Annotated in this window: 16 protein-coding genes and 1 pseudogene; 10 read left to right on the forward strand and 7 right to left on the reverse strand. The window is 72.0% G+C overall.

The window, feature by feature from the left end; translation table 11 throughout:
• Nucleotides 1-6 precede the first annotated feature (6 nt).
• Both QM708_RS09875 and QM708_RS09880 read right to left on the reverse strand, forming a co-directional pair.
• Nucleotides 7-459 carry a phage holin family protein gene (locus tag QM708_RS09875; RefSeq protein ID WP_415107530.1) on the reverse strand — a complete coding sequence of 151 codons (453 nt, stop codon included), beginning with the start codon at nt 457-459 and terminating at the stop codon, nt 7-9.
• Nucleotides 460-523: 64 nt separating this feature from the next.
• Nucleotides 524-1,288, reverse strand: a complete 765-nt coding sequence (locus tag QM708_RS09880; RefSeq protein ID WP_415107532.1) for a class I SAM-dependent methyltransferase — start codon at nt 1,286-1,288, stop codon at nt 524-526.
• Between the two features lie 160 nt (nt 1,289-1,448).
• On the opposite strand from QM708_RS09880, the gene ssd reads away from it, so the two are divergent.
• The 8 genes from ssd to QM708_RS09920 all read left to right on the forward strand — a co-directional run bounded on the left by ssd (nt 1,449) and on the right by QM708_RS09920 (nt 7,145).
• The gene (ssd, locus tag QM708_RS09885) at nt 1,449-2,456 is read left to right on the forward strand and encodes a septum site-determining protein Ssd (RefSeq protein ID WP_415107534.1); all 1,008 of its coding nucleotides are present in this window, start codon (nt 1,449-1,451) and stop codon (nt 2,454-2,456) included.
• Nucleotides 2,446-3,582, forward strand: a complete 1,137-nt coding sequence (locus QM708_RS09890) for a TadA family conjugal transfer-associated ATPase (RefSeq protein WP_415107535.1) — start codon at nt 2,446-2,448, stop codon at nt 3,580-3,582. Before ssd ends, QM708_RS09890 begins: the two co-directional genes overlap by 11 nt.
• Entirely contained in the window at nt 3,579-4,454 is an 876-nt protein-coding gene (locus QM708_RS09895) for a type II secretion system F family protein (protein ID WP_415107538.1), read from the forward strand. The genes QM708_RS09890 and QM708_RS09895 overlap by 4 nt, the downstream gene beginning before the upstream one ends.
• Nucleotides 4,451-5,137, forward strand: a complete 687-nt coding sequence (locus QM708_RS09900; RefSeq protein ID WP_415107541.1) for a type II secretion system F family protein — start codon at nt 4,451-4,453, stop codon at nt 5,135-5,137. Before QM708_RS09895 ends, QM708_RS09900 begins: the two co-directional genes overlap by 4 nt.
• A 377-nt stretch (nt 5,138-5,514) precedes the next feature.
• The gene (locus QM708_RS09905; RefSeq protein ID WP_415107544.1) at nt 5,515-5,754 is read left to right on the forward strand and encodes a hypothetical protein; all 240 of its coding nucleotides are present in this window, start codon (nt 5,515-5,517) and stop codon (nt 5,752-5,754) included.
• Nucleotides 5,754-6,086, forward strand: a complete 333-nt coding sequence (locus tag QM708_RS09910; RefSeq protein ID WP_415107547.1) for a hypothetical protein — start codon at nt 5,754-5,756, stop codon at nt 6,084-6,086. Before QM708_RS09905 ends, QM708_RS09910 begins: the two co-directional genes overlap by 1 nt.
• A gap of 105 nt (nt 6,087-6,191) precedes the next feature.
• Nucleotides 6,192-6,431: a hypothetical protein gene (locus QM708_RS09915; RefSeq protein ID WP_415107550.1), complete on the forward strand. Its 240-nt coding sequence runs from the start codon at nt 6,192-6,194 to the stop codon at nt 6,429-6,431.
• 237 nt (nt 6,432-6,668) lie between these two features.
• Nucleotides 6,669-7,145 (forward strand): SRPBCC family protein, encoded by a 477-nt coding sequence (locus QM708_RS09920; RefSeq protein WP_415107553.1) that lies wholly within the window; start codon nt 6,669-6,671, stop codon nt 7,143-7,145.
• Between the two features lie 157 nt (nt 7,146-7,302).
• Here the strand turns inward: QM708_RS09920 and QM708_RS09925 are convergent, their stop codons facing one another.
• From QM708_RS09925 to QM708_RS09940, 4 genes and pseudogenes are all read right to left on the reverse strand, one after another.
• A complete protein-coding gene (locus QM708_RS09925; protein WP_415107556.1) occupies nt 7,303-9,042 on the reverse strand; it encodes an ABC transporter ATP-binding protein in 1,740 nt (579 codons plus the stop codon).
• Nucleotides 9,039-10,814, reverse strand: coding sequence for an ATP-binding cassette domain-containing protein (locus tag QM708_RS09930; protein ID WP_415107559.1), 1,776 nt, complete (start codon nt 10,812-10,814; stop codon nt 9,039-9,041). The genes QM708_RS09925 and QM708_RS09930 overlap by 4 nt, the downstream gene beginning before the upstream one ends.
• 155 nt (nt 10,815-10,969) lie before the next feature.
• A pseudogene (locus QM708_RS09935) lies at nt 10,970-13,256 on the reverse strand (DEAD/DEAH box helicase).
• Nucleotides 13,253-14,767, reverse strand: coding sequence for an amidohydrolase (locus QM708_RS09940; RefSeq protein WP_415107562.1), 1,515 nt, complete (start codon nt 14,765-14,767; stop codon nt 13,253-13,255). The pseudogene QM708_RS09935 and the gene QM708_RS09940 overlap by 4 nt, the downstream one beginning before the upstream one ends.
• A 45-nt stretch (nt 14,768-14,812) precedes the next feature.
• On the opposite strand from QM708_RS09940, the gene QM708_RS09945 reads away from it, so the two are divergent.
• Complete coding sequence (locus QM708_RS09945) at nt 14,813-16,297, forward strand: methyltransferase (protein ID WP_415107564.1); 1,485 nt, start codon at nt 14,813-14,815, stop codon at nt 16,295-16,297.
• Between the two features lie 24 nt (nt 16,298-16,321).
• Here the strand turns inward: QM708_RS09945 and bioB are convergent, their stop codons facing one another.
• Nucleotides 16,322-17,362, reverse strand: a complete 1,041-nt coding sequence (gene bioB / locus QM708_RS09950; RefSeq protein WP_415107567.1) for a biotin synthase BioB — start codon at nt 17,360-17,362, stop codon at nt 16,322-16,324.
• 173 nt (nt 17,363-17,535) lie between these two features.
• Here bioB and ahpC point away from each other — a divergent pair, with 173 nt between their 5' ends.
• Entirely contained in the window at nt 17,536-18,099 is a 564-nt protein-coding gene (ahpC, locus tag QM708_RS09955; RefSeq protein WP_415107570.1) for an alkyl hydroperoxide reductase subunit C, read from the forward strand.
• The last annotated feature ends 2 nt before the right edge of the window (nt 18,100-18,101 follow it).

Raw genomic sequence — 18,101 nt, forward strand, 5'->3', positions numbered from 1 at the left:
CGGGGTCTACGGGCGCCCGGGGCGGGTGCCGGCGACGACCGCGCGCACGTCCGCCTGCCCCTGGGCGATGGCGGCGGTGACCGCCGCCGCGGTGAGGTTGGCCTCGCCGATGGTCGCCTCAGGCGCGCTCACCTTCATGCGGCCCTTGCCGATGAGCACGAAGACGCCGGCGATGATCAGCAACACCACGGCCATGGTCAGGAAGCCGAGCGTGAACGCCCACACGACCGGAACCGCATTGATGTACAGGGCGCTGAACGCCAGGCCACCGCAGATGAACAGCAGCAGCCCCGCGATGATCGCGGCGAACGCGGCGACGGCGAAGAAGCCGACGCCGATGCCCAGGCGCTTGACCTGCGGGACCAACTCGGCCTTGGCCAACTCGATCTCGCCGCGAACGATGGTTTTGACGTCGGCGGTGATGTCGTTGATGACGTCAGCGATCTGTGGCTCTGCCATGGTTCTCCTCGGTTGGCTCGTTCGCCATGCTAGCGGCGATGGCGGACATACGGGACGGCGGCGGTCACAGTCGGATAGGAAGTCCGGGATCGGCGTCCGCCAGCGTGGAGGACACCGCGGCGTGATTCACGACGGCCTTCCAGGACGAGACCTGGTACGGAAGCAGCAGCGGTTCGGGCACGCGGGCCGATGACTCGTAGAGGTTGCCGACCGAGGCCATCAGCTGGCCGAGCCGGTCGCTCTCGAGATCGGGGAACCGGCGTGCCACCATGTCGAGCAGGTTGACCCGGCTGATCGGCACCCAGAGGCGGTGGCGGCGTTCCACCACGTCGGTGAAGAAGGGGCTGTGGGAGAGGCGCTCGACGCTCTCGGTGCCGTAGGCGCCCGCCATGGCCTCCGGATCGACATCGCGCAGGAGCGCGCCCAGGCGCCGCACCCACGGGACGGAGTCGTCGCGCACGATATAGCTGACCGCGAGATGCCCCGTGGGAGTGAGAACGCGAGCGATCGAGGCCAGCGAGTCCTCCGGGAGTGCATGCAGCGACTGATGCACGGCGACAACGTCGAACGACTTCGGCGCGAACGGAAGATGGGCCGCCTGAGCCACGACGGGCAGGGCCCGCCGGAACCGGTTGAGCAGCGTGCGGACGCCCGCCCGGCTGGTGTCGCAGGCCACGACGCGCACGGACTCGTCCAGCGCGCCGACCAGGGGCGCGGCGCTCCTGCCGAACGCGAGGAGCCGGGGCGCAGCGGGGATCGCGCCGTCCGGTGGCGTGAGGAGCCACTGGAGGGCGGTCTGCGGAAAAGCCGGCTGGCTGGAGGCGGACATGCGCCGATGGTAGCGAGACAAGGCCCTCCTGTTCGTCCGGCCCAGCCCCGGCGGGCACTGTGGACGGCCGGTGCGCGTTGTCCACAAGGGGCGAACTCGGTGCACGATTGACCGCCGGGGTGCCGAACGTCGTCGCATGGAGCATGGCGAGGACATAGTGGTGCTGACATCGGAACAGGCGATACGCGACGTGGTCGAGTCCACGGCGGCAGCGCTGGGTGTCCCGGTGTGGGTGGTCGATACCCCGGATGCGGCCTTGGCCCGATGGGCGACGGCGCGGGCGGTCCTGGTGGGCGGCGACCAGGCTGCCGCGCTGGCGTCCGTGGCTCCGCGGCGGCGACCGCGGGTGTACCTGGTCGGCGAGGAGCCGGCGCATCTGGGTGCGTGGTCGCTCCCGCTCGGCGCCGAGGTGATCCCACTGCCGCAGGGCGTCTCGTGGCTGTCGCAGGTGCTGGCACCCGAGGTGGGCGCCGGTGCCCGCACCATCGCCGTGGTCGGCGGCTCGGGCGGTGTCGGGGCGTCGACGCTCGCGGCCGGGCTCGCGCTGGCGGCCGCGCGGTCGGGCCTGCGGTGCGCGCTGATCGATGCGGACGAGTCCGGCGGCGGCCTTGACCTGCTGCTCGGGGCCGAACGCACGCCGGGCTGGCGCTGGCCGCGGCTGCTGAGCGCCCGGGGCGAGGTGGCGGACCTTCGCGGCGTGCTGCCCGTCGTCGACGGGGTGACGCTGGTGTCGCTCGGGCGTGAGGCGTGCGCACTACGTGCGGAGGCCCTTCATGCCGTGCTGGGAGCGCTGGCCCGGCACCACGATGCGCTCATCGTGGACGCCGGCCGGGTGTGGTCGCCGGCAGTGGCGCCGATCGTGCTGGCCGCCGACGCGACGGTCTTGATGGGCGCCGGGCATGTGCGTGGGCTCGCCGCCGCTGCGGTGGTCCGGGAGCGGTTGGGATCCGGGCCGGCGGGCGTGGCCGCGCGGCGGGCGAGGGGTGCCACGCCGGCGGATCTCGTCGCGGAGGCGCTGCGGCTGCCCTTGTGGGGCTCCGTGCCGGACGAGCGCGGTCTGGCGGCGAATGCTGAGGCAGGTGAGCTGCCCAGTCACCGCACCCGTTGGGCGCGTGCGGTGGGCAAGCTCTGGGAGCGGGTCTGGACGGAGGCCGGCGATGTCCGCTGATCTCGACGAGGTACGGACGCGCCTGGCGGCGCAGGGGGTCGCGGTGACTCCGACGGCTGTCGCCGATGCGCTGGCCTGGCTGGGCCAGGTGGTCAGCGATTCCGCGGTGCGGGACACGATGGACGCGCTACGGCGGTCGTCCCGGGGCGCGGGGCGGCTGGATCACCTGCTCGCCGAGCCGGGGGTGACCGACGTGCTGGTGAACGGGCCCGACGAAGTGTGGGTCGATCGCGGCGGGGGACTGGAGCGCGCGGACGTCCGGTTCGACGGTGAAGAGGAAGTCCGGCGGTTGGCGGTGCGTTTGGCCGCCATGGTCGGGCGGCGGCTGGATGATGCCGCTCCGTTCGTGGACGCCCGGTTGCCCGACGGCACGCGCGTGCATGCGGTGCTGGCCTGCATCGCCGAGCGGACCTGCCTGTCGCTGCGGGTGCCGGCACGGCGCCGGTTCACCTTGGACGAATGGGTGGCCCGCGGATCGCTCACGCCCGATGGTGCCCGGGTGCTGCGCGGGCTGGTGGCCGGGCGTGCGGCGCTGCTGGTGTCGGGCGGCACCGGGTCGGGCAAGACCACATTGTTGGCCTCGTTGCTCGGCGAGGTCGCGCCCACCGAACGCCTGGTGATCGTCGAGGACAGCCGCGAGCTGAATCCCGCGCATCCCCATGTCGTGCACCTGGAAGGGCGCACCGCGAACGCGGAGCGCGCCGGCTCGGTCACGATGGCCGACCTGGTGCGCAATGCGCTGCGGATGCGCCCGGACCGGCTGGTCGTCGGCGAGGTGCGCGGCGCCGAACTCGCCGACCTGCTGGCGGCGCTGAACACCGGTCACGAGGGCGGCTGCGGCACGGTGCACGCCAACAGCACCGCATCCGTGCCGGCCCGCCTGGAGGCCCTCGGCGCGCTGGGTGGCCTCGACCGCGCCGCGTTGCACGCGCAGGCGTCCGCGGGGCTGGACGCCTGCGTGCAGGTGCGGCGCGATGCGACCGGGCGTCGCTGGGTTGAGCAGGTCGCCGCGCTCGAGCCGGACGCCGACGGGCTGTTGCGGGCGGTGCCTGCGCTCAGCTGGACGGTGGAGGGGCGAGTCGCGGAGGGTCCTGGTATGTCGGCGCTGGCGAGGTGGTTGTCGTGATCGCGCTGGTCGCGGCGCTGTGCGCGGCGTCGGCGGTGTGGTGGCTGCTGCCCTCCGGCGCGGCCGCGATGACCCGACTGGCATCGGGTGAGGAGGGTGCCGCGGCGACGGCGCGGGCTTCCGGTGGACAGGGGGCCGGTCGGCGGCGTCGGCGAACGCGATCCGCGGCGTCGGCGGGTGCTCGTCGCTGGTTGTTGGGGGGTGGAGTTGTGGCGGGGACCGCGGTGATCGGCGCGGGGATCCTGGCCGGACCTGGTGCTGGGGCGGTGGCGCTCGCCCTGGCCCAACTGGCGGCCTGCGCGGTATGGCTGGTCCGTTCTCGCGCCGGATCTCGTGCGCGGGTGCGCCGGCGTGCCGAGGTGGTGCGGGCCGGTGAATCGATTGCCGGGCTGTTGCGGGTGGGGCGAGTGCCGAGCGAGGCGCTCCGGGAGGCCGCCGAGGATGCGTCCGTGCTGGCGCGCGCCGCCGCCGAGGTCGCCGCGGGCGGCGAAGCGGCCGCCGCGTTGCGCCATGCCGCCGTGCTGCCGGGTGAGGAAGGACTGGCGGACCTCGCTGCGGCTTGGGAACTGTCCGTTCGTACCGGCGCCTCGCTCGCGCCTGCGCTGGACGCCGCCGCGGCCCGGCTCGCTTCTGAGCAGGAGGTCGCGCGCGTCGTCGAGGCAGAACTCGCCGCCGCGAGACTGGCCGGGCGCATGCTCGCCTGCCTGCCGCTGGTGGGTCTGGGATTGTCGTTCCTGATGGGCGGTGACCCGCTCGCCTTCCTGACCGGAGGCGTCCTCGGCTGGCTGTGCCTGAACCTAGGCGTGCTGCTCGCCTGCGGCGGCGTGGCCTGGGTCGAGACCATCGCCGCGCGAGCCGGGGGTGACCGGTGAGCGGGGTGGTGCTGTGGGAGGCGGCGTTCGCCGCGTCGTGGAAGTCCGCCGCATGGTGGTCGTCGATGGCGGCGGTCATGGCGGCCGCGTCTGCGGCGCTGGCCGTGTGGCTGCTGGTACCCGCGGCGGGGCTGGCCCGGGTGCGCCCGCGCCGCGATCGGGGCGGTGTGGCCGCGGTATGGCGTGCTCTCGCTGCCCCGGTCCGCCGGCGGATCTTGGCGCGGGCCGATCGCGAGCGCGAGAAGGCGTTGCGCGACTTGGTGCCCCAGGTCTGCGAGTTGATGGCGGTCTGCCTGGAGGCCGGGCGTCCGCCGCGGGTCGCGGCCCGGCTCGTCGCGAGCGTGGTTCCCTCGCCCGCCGCCGAGGTGTGGCAGGCCGTCCTGCAACGCATCGACCTCGGGCTGGACGAGGCCCAAGCCTGGTCGACACTGAAGGACACCCCCGGCTACGCAGACATCGGCCGTGATCTCGCACGCTCGGTGCGCACCGGCATCGGACTCGCCGAGTTGCTGCGACAACATGCCCGCGAAGCCCGCGACCGCAGCGCCGCCGCGGCTATCGCCCGGGCCCGGACGGCCGGAGTGCGCAGCGTCGTGCCGCTGATGATGTGTTTCCTGCCCGCGTTCCTGCTGATCGGCATTGTTCCGCTGTTCGGTGCGTTCGCTGCCGGGCTGATGGGCTGAGGATCGATGGCGGTCGAGCCGCCGTGATCGAGTTCGCCGACTCTTCGCGTTCGGCTGATGCTGTGTCCTGCTTCGCCCGGAGTGCCGGAATCGTCACACAAATCGCCCGCCTCGGCTGATCACGGCGGGATTTGTGTGACGATTCCGGCACTCCGGGATGTGGTGCGCGCTGAGTCCAGGGCCGTCCACAGCGCGGCCTGCGCACCGCGGGGGCTACTGCAAGCTGCGGTGCGCTCTGACCTCGGAGTCGTCCACAGCTGAGGAGTAGCTCCGGGGGTTGCCCACAGCACGCGGATTTGGGTGCGCTGAAGTGCGTCGTGGCGCCGACAGTCCGGGTGCATCGCAGCGGGCGGTGCGAGACACGAGAGGACAACCTCATGTTGGACAAGATTCAGACGCACCCGGCTCGCCCGGTGCGGCGGCGTGACGAGCGCGGCATGGTGGCCATCGAGTACGCGATGGGCGTCGTGCTGATCATCGTGATCATCGGTGTGATGATCGTCGCCATCAACGGCGGGTGGTTCGGCACGCTGGTGCAGGGGTTGGTGACTGCTCTCCTGGACTCGGTGAAGTCGTCGTTCGAGCTGCCGTCCTGGGCGGTCTTCGGGAAGCCGTGATGACGCGGGCTCGCGGCGAGCGGGGGATGGTGACCGTGGAGACCGGCTTCGCCGCGCTGTTCCTGGCGCTCGCCGCGGGCCTGGCCATCGTGGTGGCGGGCGCCCTGTTTGTCTTCGGTCAGTGCCAGGTCACCGCCAACGAGGTGGCACGGCAACTGTCCCGCGGGGACGAACGGGCGGCCGCACGAGCGAGCGAGGATGCGCCCGCCGGGGCTGTGGTCACGTCGGCGCGTGAGGGCGGCGCCGCAGTGGTGAGGGTGCGCTGGACGGCCAAGCTGGGCACGTTCACCTGGCCACTGGAGGCACAAGCACGCGTCTTGGAGGAACGATGACCCACAGTGATCGAGGTTCGGCGTTGTTGATGGCGTCGGTGGTGGCGATGGTCATTGCGGCCCTGACTGGTGTGCTCGTGCTCGCGGGGGTGTTCAGGGCTGGCGGTGAACGGACGCGAGGAGCGGCTGACCTGGCGGCGCTCGCGGGTGCGTCGGTCCTCGCCGGGCATACCTTCGCTGGTGCTGGTGCTGGTGCTGGTGCTGGTGCTGGTGCTGGTGCTGGTGCTGGTGCTGGTGGGGAGGTGGCGTCCACGCCAGACCCGGTTGGCGAGGCAGGTACCTTCGCCGAAGACGGCGCGTGCGCGGCGGCGTCCGCTTCGGCTCGACTCAACGGGGCAGAGGTGACGTCGTGCCGGGTCGCGGGAGACGAGGTGGAGTACGTGGTCACGGTGGCCGTGCGCACAGAACTCAGGTTTGCAGCCTGGCGGGTGCCGTTGGACGCCCACGCGAACGCCGGCATGTTGACGGGGTCGCCGGAATGAACCAGTCATCGCAAGATCCGAGCCACCCCGTCCGCGCGGATCTGGTGCCCACGATTCTCGCGAATCGGCGAGTTGCGGATGAGATGGCTACCGTGGGTAGATGCCGACGAGCGAATCTCTCACCTACTCCGAATCCATCCATATCGATGCCGCGCCCGCGGCCGTCTATGCCGCTGTCTCGGATGTGACACGCATCGGCGAGTGGTCGCCGGTGTGCCGGGAATGCTGGTGGGACGAGGGGGACGGTCCGCGCGTTGGTGCCATGTTCACGGGACGCAACGTCGACTCGGGGCGGGAATGGCAGACGCGCAGCCAGGTCACGGTCGCTGACGAAGGGCGGGCTTTCGGCTGGAGCGTCGGACCGGGATTCGTGCTCTGGGCCTGCACGATGCAGGAGTCCGGCGACGGCACCCTGCTCACCGAGGCATGGGAGTTCCTGCCTGCTGGGCTCGCCGTCTTCGAGGAGAGGTTCGGCGATGAGGCCGCGGCCCAGATCGCCGATCGTGAGGCCGCTGCACGCGCGGGCATCCCCGCCACGTTGGCGGCGATCAAGAGGGCCATCGAGCGCTCATCCTGAGCGTCTTGCAGCGGGGAAGCACGACCTCCGCGAATCCGCCAGTTGCGCCTATGGTGCTGCGCGTAGGCCGGTCCTGGTCAGAGCTTGTCCGGGCGGTCTGTCTTTCGCGGGCACCCTGACATGGAGAGCTGCGCCGAGATATGGCGTCGTTGAGTCGTCACACCCTCGCTTCAAGGCGGGCGAAGGCTTCACCCGCGGCGCGGAGGTCGCCTGCGCGTCCGGTTTCGACGAGGCGGGCGTCGTCGAGCACGAGGACCGGGGCGTCGTCGGGAATCAGGTCGGCGCGATGGGTGATCTCGATGACGGTCAGCGGGCCGAGCAGGGCACGCAGCCGCTCGCGGACGAGTGCGGCGCCGGCGGCGTCCAACTGGCTGAGGGCCTCGTCGAGTACCAGAATCCGGGGCTGGGCGACGAGGGCTCGGGCGAGCGCGAGCCGCTGAAGTTGTCCGCCCGACACCGAGGTTCCTCGTTCGCGCGTGGGGGTGTCGAGTCCTTGCGGCAGGGATGCCACCCAGCCGTCGAGGTCGGCGGTGTGCAGCGCCTCGGCGAGGGCGGCGTCGTCGGCGTCCGGGTTGGCCAAGCGCAGGTTGTCGGCGATCGTGCCGCTGAGCAGCGTCGGGCGCTGGGTGACCAGGGCGACGTGACCGCGCAGATCGTCGAGACGCAGGTCGCGCAGGTCGACGCCGTTCAACGACAAACAGCCCTTCTCCGGGTCGCGTCCGCGTAGGAGCAACGTCGCCAGCGTGGACTTGCCGCTGCCTGACACGCCCACCACGTAGGTCCAGGTGCCGGGGGCGATGGCTGCGTTCACCCCGCGCAGGGCGGGCCGCGCGGCGCCGGGGTAGGTGAGGGTGACGTCATTGATCCGGACGCCCGCCTCCGGTGGAGTGGGTGGGCCTATCGGTGCCGGGCGGATGGCTTCGACGGCGGGGGAATCGCGGACGGCCGGGGGCGCGTCGATGATGCGGCGGACGCGGGCGGTGGCGGCGAAGGCGGCGTCGAGTCCGGTGACGAAGTCGTCGATGCCTCGGGCCGGGCCGGCGAGTCCGATCGCGACCGCGACCGCGAGGGCAATGTCACCGGTGGGGACGCCAGCCGCCAGGCCCACCAGGACGGGGGCCGTCAGAGCTCCCGCCTGAAGCAGCGTGGTCGCGCAGGCCCGGATCGCCAGACCGCGACCGACGTGTCCGCGCGCGGCGGCCAGGCGCCGGTCGGCGGCATCCAACGTCGTGAGGCGAGCATCGCCCGCGGCGAAGGCGAGCACCTCACGGACGCCCTGAATGTCGTCGCCCAGATGCGCCGAGAGCGCGCCGCGGGCGCCCGCCACAGCATGGGCCGCGGCCCAGGTTCCGCGGGAGGCGACCAGCGGAACCACGGCGATTGCGGTGGCGACGAACGGGGCGATCGCCCCGGCCAGTCGCGGATCGGCTGCCGACGCCAGCCAGGCGAGCGCGATCGCGGGCACCGCGACCGCCGAGATGGCGGGCGGGAAGGTGTGCGCGAAGAACACCTCGATCCGGTCGATGTCGCGGGTCGCCCGGGCGGTCAGCTCCGCGCCCGCCCGGCCGGATGTCGCGGCCGGTGCCTGCGGAACCAAGCGCTCGAAGAACAACTCGCGCAGCCGCTGCAGGGCGGTGAACGCCACCCAGTGTCCGGCGTAGTGCTCGGCGTAGCGCAGGAAAGCCTTCGCCAGGGCGATCCCGGCCAGGGTTGCGATCAGCGCCGGGAGCGCGGGCGGGGTGCCGGACGCGGCGGCGACCAGCACCGACGCCGCCACCACGAGCAGGGCGATGCCCAGGAGTTGGTTGGCGATCCGGGCCAGCGCCGACAGGGCCAAGGGCGGCAGGAGCCGGCGAGTGTGATGCACAAGCCAGCGCGCCAGATCGAATCGGTTCATCGCGGCATCCCCTTGTCCGGCGCCATCGTGATGACGCGGTCGGCGGCCAGGATCGCGCCGGGGCGGTGCGCGATCATCAGCACCGTCCGGCCCTCGGCGAGACGGTCGAGCGCGGCGAGCAAGGCGGCTTCGCCGGCCAGGTCGACCTGTGAGGTGGGCTCATCGAGCAGCAGGATCGGGGCGTCGCGTAGCCAGGCGCGGGCGATCGCCAGCCGCTGAGCCTGTCCGCCGGACAGTAACGCGCCCTGCTCGCCGACCTGCGTCTCCAGTTGGTCGCGCATCGCCTCGACCTCGGCGCGCAGTCCGGCGATGTCGAGTGCTTCCCACAGTCGCGCGTCGGAGGCGTCCGGGCTGGCCAGGCGCAGGTTGTCGGCGATGCTGCCCAAGAACAGGAACGCACGTTGCTCGACGACCGCCAACTGAGCGCGGACGGCGCCGCCCGGTGCTTGAGAGGTGTCCAGTCCGCCGACGATGACCGCGCCTGCCCGCGGGGTCAGATGTGCCTGGATGAGTGCTGAAACGGTGGACTTGCCGACGCCGCTCGGACCGACCAGAGCCACCCGTTCGCCGGGTTCCACCTGGAGAGAGAAGTCGTGGACGACATCGGGGCCGCCGGGCCAGCCCGCGGTGACGTGATCCAGAGCGATGCCTCCCCGAATACTCGATTCGAGCGGGGGGAGGGGCTCGGTTTCGGCACCAGGCGATGCGGCATCGGTGCCGGCGACACTGGGTACACCCGCAGAACGAGGGGACTCGGCGCCGGTGTTGCCCGGCAACCGGGTGTCGGTCGCTGTTCGATGGGTGGTTCGCGCGCGGGCGCTCTGGTCAGCGGCGAGGTGTTCGTCCGCCGTGATGGCGTGCTGCCTCGGACGCCCGGGCAGCACTGAGGCGTCCCCGAGGTGGTCACCGATCTGGCGCTGGGCGGCGCGTCCCGAGATGCCGATATAGAAGAACTGGCCGACCACGTCGACCGGGCCGATCACCAAGGTGGTCATCAGCAGGATCGCCAAGCCCTGGCCGAGGGTGAGGTCTCCCGCGGCAATGCGGGTGGCCGCGATCGCCGCCGCCGCGACCACGACGGTGAGCGAGAAGGCGGCGTCCACGACGAAGATCAGCAACTGGTTTCCGGCCAGGACGCGCATCAGGCCGCGCCGGTGCTCCTCGCCGCGGCGGGCCAGGTCGGCGGCCGTCCGGGTGGCGGCGCGCGCGTACACGAGGGTCTCCAGGGCTTGGATCGCCTCCAGGAACGCGGCGGTCAACCGGCCCTGCGTGCGGCGATAGGCCGCGCCGATCGGGCGCACCACCCGCTGGAAGCCACCGATCAGCACCGGAACCAGCAGCACGAGCAGCGCCAGACACCCGGCCGTCACCGCGTCCGTCGTGACGGCCATCACGATCAGAACCAGGAACGGCGTGGTGAGCGCGCCGACGATGGGGCCGAGGAAGCCCGCGCGATAGTGCGCGGCGCGCTCCACGGCGTCCGTCGCCAGCGACAACAGTGCGCCCGAGCGCCCCGAGACCGCCAACACGCCCGCGTCGAAGACCCGGCTCACCACGGCCCGGCGCAGCCGGCGCTCGGTCTGGGAATCGGCCCATTCGGTGAACCACGCCCCGGCCGCCGCGCAGATCGCCGAGACGGCCGCGGCACCGATCAGAAGAGCGAGCGTTCCCGGCGCTGCGGTGCGCGAGTCGATTGCCGTGCCAACGAGGGCGAACAGCACGGCCGTCGTCGCCGCGCCGAGCCACGCCAGTCCCGCCGAGGTCGCGATCACCCAACGCGGCGTCGCGTCCCGCACCTGTGGGTGCACCGGACGCCGCGGGCCTGGGTGGCCACCAGCGCCCGGGTGGCCGCTGGGCGGGCGCCGGCCGCGACCCTCGTCAGCGCGAGGGTGTTCGCCGTGGCTTGGTCCTGGCGAGGAGGGGCGGCTCATGCGACGGCACCCCGCTCGACGGGGGGCTCGACCAACGCGGTCAGCACCGTGGCGGCACCGGGCTTGTCGAGGGGCTGGTTTCCGTTGCCGCATTTCGGTGACACGACGCAGGCGGGGCAGCCGTCCTCGCAAGGACAGGTGCGTAGCCGGTCGAGCGTGGCGGTCCACCAGCGTTCGGCGACATCGAAGGCGCGATCGGCGATCCCCGAGCCACCCTGCAGGCCGTCGTGTACGAACACGGTGGTCAGGCCGGTGTCGGGGTGCAGTGGGCTGGCGAGTCCGCCGATGTCCCAGCGGTCGCAGGGGACGAATGCGGGCAGCAGGCCGATCGCGGTGTGCTCGGCGGCGTGGATCGCCCCGGGAAGGTCGATCAGGTCCAGATCGAGGGCGCCGATCGCCTCGTCCGGCACGGTCCACCAGGTGGCGCGGGTCGCCATGAAGCGTTCGGGGAAGTCGAGCGGCGTCGAATCCCACACCTCGCCCGATTCGGCGTCCCGGCGCAGATAGCCGACCACCTGGCCCGACAACTCGACCGCGCCGACGTGCACCGTGCCGAGGCCGAGCGGGCGCGAGCGCTCGGTGGTCAGGATGCGCACCCCGGCGTGGGTCTGCGGCTGGGTGAAGTAGGTGGGGTTCGCGCGGTGCACGAGGGCAACCTTGTCGGCCAGGTCGAGTTCGTCGACCAGCCAGGTCTCGCCCTGGTGCACGTAGACCGCTTCGGGGTGCAGGGTGCGGTCGGCGGCGTCCGGATCGACCTGACCGATCACCCGGCCGGTCGCCTCATCGACCACCTCGATCGCCTTGCCTTGGGACGAGCGCAGGTCGATCGAGTCGACCGCGCGAGCGGGATGGGTCCAGAACCAGCCGAGCGGACGCCGCCGCAGCGCCCCCTGCGCGGTCAGCCGCGGCCAACTCGACGGTCGACGGGCCGAACCAGCGGGCATCATCCTCGGTGAGCGGACGCTCCTGCGCCGCCGCGCACAGGTGCGGCCCGAGCACGAACGGGTTGTCGACCGGCACGATCGTCCGCTCAAGCGAGGCCTCGAAGAGCAGCGAGGGGTGTTCGACCAGGTAGGCGTCCAGCGGATCCTCGCGGGCGGCCAGCACCGCGACCGCTTCGCGCCCGGCCCGGCCGGCGCGTCCGACCTGCTGCCAGAAGGCGGCCAGGGTGCCGGGGAAACCGGCGGTGACCACGGCGTCCATGCCGGCGATGTCGATGCCCAATTCGAGCGCGTTCGTGCTCGCCACCCCGCGCAACCGGCCCGACGACAGCGCGGCCTCGATGGCGCGCCGGTCGTCGGCGAGGTAGCCGCCGCGGTAGGCGGCGATCGCCGCGGGATCGTCGGAGAGTTCCTTGGCGCGGATCGCGACCAACTCGGCCTGCACCCGCGAGGTGGTGAACGCGAGTGCCTGGCCGTCGCGCGCGAACGCGGCCAGCAGCTTCGCGGTGGTCTCGGTCAGGCTCGGCGTGGGTGTGAGCAGGGCCACGTCGAGCGCGGGTTGGGGTGAGGCGTCCTCGGTGACGGCCAGCACATCGTCGTGGCCGATCAGCGCGGATGCGACGGTCTCCGGCGCCGCGATGGTGGCGGACGCGCACACGAACGCCGGGTTGGAGCCGTAGTGGTGCGCGAGCCGGCGCAGGCGGCGCAGCACCGCCGACACGTGCGCGCCGAACAGTCCCTTGTAGCGGTGCGCCTCGTCGACCACCACGTGGGTGAGCCCGCCGAGCAGCCGCGCGTAGCGGACGTGATTCGGCAGGATGCTGCGGTGCAGCATGTCGGGGTTGGTCAGCACGTAGTGCGCGAACTCCCGGGCGAACCGCCGCTCGTCCGGATCGGAGTCGCCATCGAGCGTCGAGACCCGCCAGCCGTCCAAACCGAGGTCCTCGCACGAACGGAGTTGATCGTGCGCGAGTGCCTTCGTGGGGGCGAGATACAGAGCCGTCGGACGCGAGGCGACCCGCAGCCCGGACGAGCGGGTTCGCTCGACGCGTGCCGTATCGGCGATCACGCCGTCCAGACCCGCGGCCAGCACCGGCAGCAGGAACGCCAATGACTTGCCGGACGCCGTCCCGGTCGCCAGCGCCACATGACGGCCCTCGACGGCGGCCTGGGCGGCCGTCACCTGGTGCGCCCACGGCCGCTCGATACCGCGCGCGGCGAACGCCGCACGCACCGGTTCGGAGACCCAATCCGGCCACGCCACCGTGCGCCCCGCGCGGGCGGGACGGTGATGCACATGCGCCAGGTTCTCCGACTCGGCGAGCCAACGGGGGAGCGTCATCCGGCTCCTCCGGCCATCGCGAGATAGGTGGGACGCCCGGCCACGATCGTCGCCCGCACCGGCATCGACCGCAGGGATGCCGCCGTCTCGGCGGCAGAATCGCCTTGCCACAAGGGGTCGGCGCCCAGCAGCACCAGATCACCCGGTGCTCCCGGGACGAGGCGCTGCCCATCGACGGACGCCGCCAGCGCCTCCCGGGGCGTGACGGATTCCTCGGGATGCCAGGCGGGACGGTCGTCGCCGCTGCGGTGCACGGCGGCGGCGATCGCCAGCCACGGATCGGGTTCCGCGACCGGGGCGTCCGAACCCAGCGCCAACCGCGCGCCCGCATCGAGCAGCGACCGGACCGGGAACAGCCGGTCGGTGCGGTCGGCCCAGACCCGGTTGGCCATGTCGCGGTCGTCGATCAGGTGCGCGGGCTGCACGGACGCGGTGACGCCCAGCGCGGCGAAGCGGGCGACATCCTCACGGCGCAGCAGCTGCGCGTGCTCGATCGACCCCGTGACACCGGCCTCGGCGAGCACGTCGAGGGCCACCTGGTTGGCGCGGTCGCCGATCGCATGCACGGCGACCGCCAGCCCGGCCTCTCGCGTCCGGGTGAGCAGCGTGGCGAGCGTGGGGTGGTCGTAGTTGGCGGCGCCGCACGGGTGCGGATCATCGGCGGCCATCCCAAGGTAGGGCGCGCAGCACCAGGCCGTCCGGGTGCCGAGCGAACCGTCGGAGATGATCTTCAGCGGACCCATCGTCACCAGACCGTCCCCACCGGGGAGCGCGTCGCCGGTGCGCCAGCCGCGGGCGATCACCTCGTCGAGCTGGTGCGGGTAGACACTTGCGCGCACCCGCAGCCCCCGGACGCCGTCACTCACCCGCCGCGGCCAGGCCAGATAGGCGTCCGAGAACTCCATGTCGACGATCCCCACCAGGCCGCGCGCGCTCAGCCGCGCCACCGCCGCGTGAAGCTCGGCGAGGGTCGGTTGCGCCTCGGGCAGCGCGTTCACCTGGGCGGCGACCGCGAACCAGTCGTTCTCGGTCAGCGGACCCGTCCGCGGCGGCAGGCCGAGCCTGGTCAGCGCGGCCGAGTTCAACCATCCGCAATGAGCGTCGCCCGACATCACCACCACGGGCCGCGCACCCGTCGCGGCGTCCAGTTCGGCGACCGTTCCTGCCCGCGGCCACGCGGTGGCGCGGAAACCGAAGGCGGTGATCAGGCGCCCGTCGTCGGGCCGGCCGGCCAGCGCCGTGGCGATCCGCGCGCAGGCCTGCTCGGGGCCTGCGCAGCCCGCCACATCGATCCAGCCCAGCGAGCGCACCCACTGGGTGGCGTGAACGTGCGCGTCCCACAGCCCCGGAATCAGCCAGCAGCCCGCGGCGTCCAACTCCGGCTCGCCGTACGAGCGCAGCCGGCGACCGACCTCCGCGATCAGCCCGCCCTCAAGGCGCACATCGGCGACCCGCTCGGCCTCGCCGTCCAAACCGACCAGATGCGCCTCGCGCACCAGCATCGCCGCCATGACACCTCCTCAACCGTCTCGCGCCGACATGACAGGCTTACCACCATGTTGACCCGCGCCCACGCAGAACGCCTCGCCGACCACCTTCGCGTCGCGGGCTACACCCTAGAGGCCGTCACCGACAGAATCGGCGCGGAGGCGACCGCCGCCCTCGCGCGCAACACCACCGTCGCCGCGGCCCGCGCCCTGGGCACGGACGCCGACCCGCAGGCGGCGCTCATCAGGCTGTTCCTGCTGCACCAGACCGTCCCGGACGCCGCCGCGCGCGCCGCCCTCGGCGACCCGGCCCCTCTCGCCGGCGCGGGCATCATCGAACCCACCGCCGACGGCGTCCGCGCCGCCCTCGAAATCCGCCCGTACGCCGCCGAAGGCCAAGGGGTGAACTTCGACGGCTGGATCGCCAACGACCTGCTGCCCAACCTCGACGGCCACCTCGGCCGATCCCGGCCCGACTACGTGCTCGGCGCCTCGCCGGCGTCCACCACGCTCAGCCAGATGACCATCCGCCGCCCCATCGGCCGCGCGCTCGACCTGGGCACCGGCTGCGGCATCCAGAGCCTGCTGCTCGCCCAGCACGCGGACGCCGTGGTCGCCACCGACCTCAACCCGCGCGCCGTCGCGATGGCCGGACTCACCGCCGGCCTGAACGGGATCGACCTCGACCTGCGCACCGGATCGCTCTACGAACCGGTCGCGGCGGAGTCCTTCGACCTGATCGTCACCAACCCGCCGTACGTGATGAGCCCGCCCGGCGGCGAACGCCTGGTCTACCGCGAGGGCGCCTTCACCGCCGACGGCCTGGTCCGCCGCGTGGTCGTCGACGGTGCCGCCCGTCTCGCGCCCGGCGGCACCCTGCAGGTGCTCGGCAACTGGGCGATCACCGGCGAGGAGGATTGGCCAGACCGGCTGCACGCCTGGATCGACCCCACCGGCTGCGACGCCCTGGTGCTGCAGCGCGAACGCTTCGACGCCTACGAATACATCGAGATGTGGCTCGCCGACGCCGGACTGCTCGGCACCGACGAATACCGCCCCCGCTACGAGGAATGGGTCGACTACTTCGACCAGCTCGGCATCGAGGGCGTCGGCCTGGGCTGGATCGCGCTCCATCGCGCCGGGCGCGACACCCCTGAGGTCCGGATCGAGGAATGGCCGCACGCGGTCGTCCAGCCCGTCGGCGAGGCCTTCGCCGCCCACCAGCGCGGCGCCGGCTGGGCCGCCGCAACGGACGCCGCCCTGCTCGCCCAGGCGTGGACGCTGGATGCGCGCATCGACGCCGAGACGATCGGGCGCCCCGGCGCCGCCGACCCCGAACACCTCGTGCTGCGGCAGCGCTACGGCTTCGGCCGCGCCGTCGAGGTCGACACCGCGCTCGGCGCGGTGCTGGGCGCCTGCGACGGCGACCTGCCCGCAGGCACGCTGATCGCCGCGGTCGCTGACCTGCTCGACGTGGACGCCGCGGCGCTCACCGGCGAGATCACCCCGCGACTGCGGGCATTGATTCGTGAGGGCTACCTCGCCGCCCCGTAGCAGGCGGCGAGGGCTTCGGCGGATTCAGGCGGCAGCCCCCGCCCCTCGTTTGCGGCTGCGTGTGGGCGGCAGGGCGACCGCGTCCTCGGCGTCCTGGCCCCAGATGGTGAAGCCTGCGTCGCGGATCATCGCCAGATCGTCGCCGGCCTCCTGGCCCTCGCTGGTGAGGTAGTCGCCCAGGAACAGCGAATTGCAGATCTCCAGCGACGGCGCCTGAAGGCTGCGCAGGTGCTGCTCGCGGCCACCGGCGACGCGCACGTCGGCGTCCGGATGCACGAAGCGCACCATGGCGAGGATGCGCAGGCACTCCAGCGGGGTGAGCTGGGAATGACCCTGCAGCGGTGTTCCGTCGAACGGCATCAGGAAGTTCACCGGTACCGAATCGGCGCCCACTGCGCGCAACTCGAACGCGACCTCGACCAGCTGTTCGTGGGTTTCGCCCATGCCCGCGATCAGCCCCGAGCAGGCGGACAGCCCGTGCTCGCGCGCGTGCTCGACGGTGCTGACCCGCTGGTCGTAGTCGTGGGTGGTGCAGATGTGGTCGTAGTGGGACGCCGCGGTGTTGAGGTTGTGGTTGTAGGCGTCCGCCCCATGCCCCGCGAGACGTTCGGCCTGCCCCTCTTTCAGGATGCCCAGGCAGGCGCATACCTCGACGTCTGGATGATCCGCCTTCAGCGAGTCGATGATCGTGCCGACCCGATCGACGTCGCGATCGGTCGGTCCTCGCCCGGACGCCACCAGGCACACCCGCTTTGCTCCGGCCCGGATGCCCGCCTCGGCGGCGTCCAGTGCCTCCTGCTGGCTGAGCCAGGTGTAGCGCAGGATGTCGGCGGTCGAGCCGAGCCGCTGGGAGCAGTAGAAGCAGTCCTCGGGACACTTGCCGGATTTGAGGTTGACCAGGTGATTCACCTTCACCGTCGTGCCGTGATGGTGGCGGCGGATGCGCCCGGCGGCGGCGACCAGCGGGTAGGTGAGGGCGTCATCGAGATCGAGGATCGCGAGCGCTTCGCCGGCGGTGACGGTGCCGCCGGCGATCACACGGTCGGCGAGGGCGTCCAGGTTCATAGTGTTCACTCCTTATTGAACGATGTTCAAATCGAGCCTAACCCTCCTGGCGATGCGGCGTGGGTATCCGTCCCGATTGGCGATAGGCGAGCCGTATGGGATACCCTAAATGCAATAGATAAAGCCTATTGAGGGGGCCGCCGGGTCCCCCAGGAGTGAGGTCGAGCACACCCATGTCCCTGATCAACACCGTGATCAAGCCGTTCACCGCCACCGCCTTCCAGCGCGGGGAGTTCACGACCGTCACCGAGGCCGACGTCCTCGGCAAGTGGGCCATCTTCTTCTTCTACCCCGCGGACTTCACCTTCGTCTGCCCGACCGAGCTGGGCGACCTGGCCGACCACTACGCCGAACTGCAGCGTCTGGGCGTCGAGGTCTACTCGGTCTCGACCGACACCCACTTCACGCACAAGGCGTGGCACGGTTCGTCGGAGACCATCGGCAAGATCGACTACGCGATGATCGGTGACCCGACCGGCCAGATCTCGCGCAACTTCGAGATCCTGCGCGAGGACGAGGGCCTGGCCAACCGCGCCACCTTCCTGGTCGACCCGCAGGGCCGCATCCAGTTCACCGAGGTGACCGCCGAGGGCATCGGCCGCAACGCCGCCGAGCTGGTCCGCAAGGTGAAGGCCGCGCAGTACGTCGCCGCCCACCCCGGCGAGGTGTGCCCCGCCAAGTGGGAAGAGGGCGAAGAGACCCTCGCCCCCTCGCTCGACCTCGTGGGGAAGATCTGACC

The organism is Propioniciclava sp., assembly GCF_047602245.1.
Taxonomy (GTDB): domain Bacteria; phylum Actinomycetota; class Actinomycetes; order Propionibacteriales; family Propionibacteriaceae; genus Propioniciclava.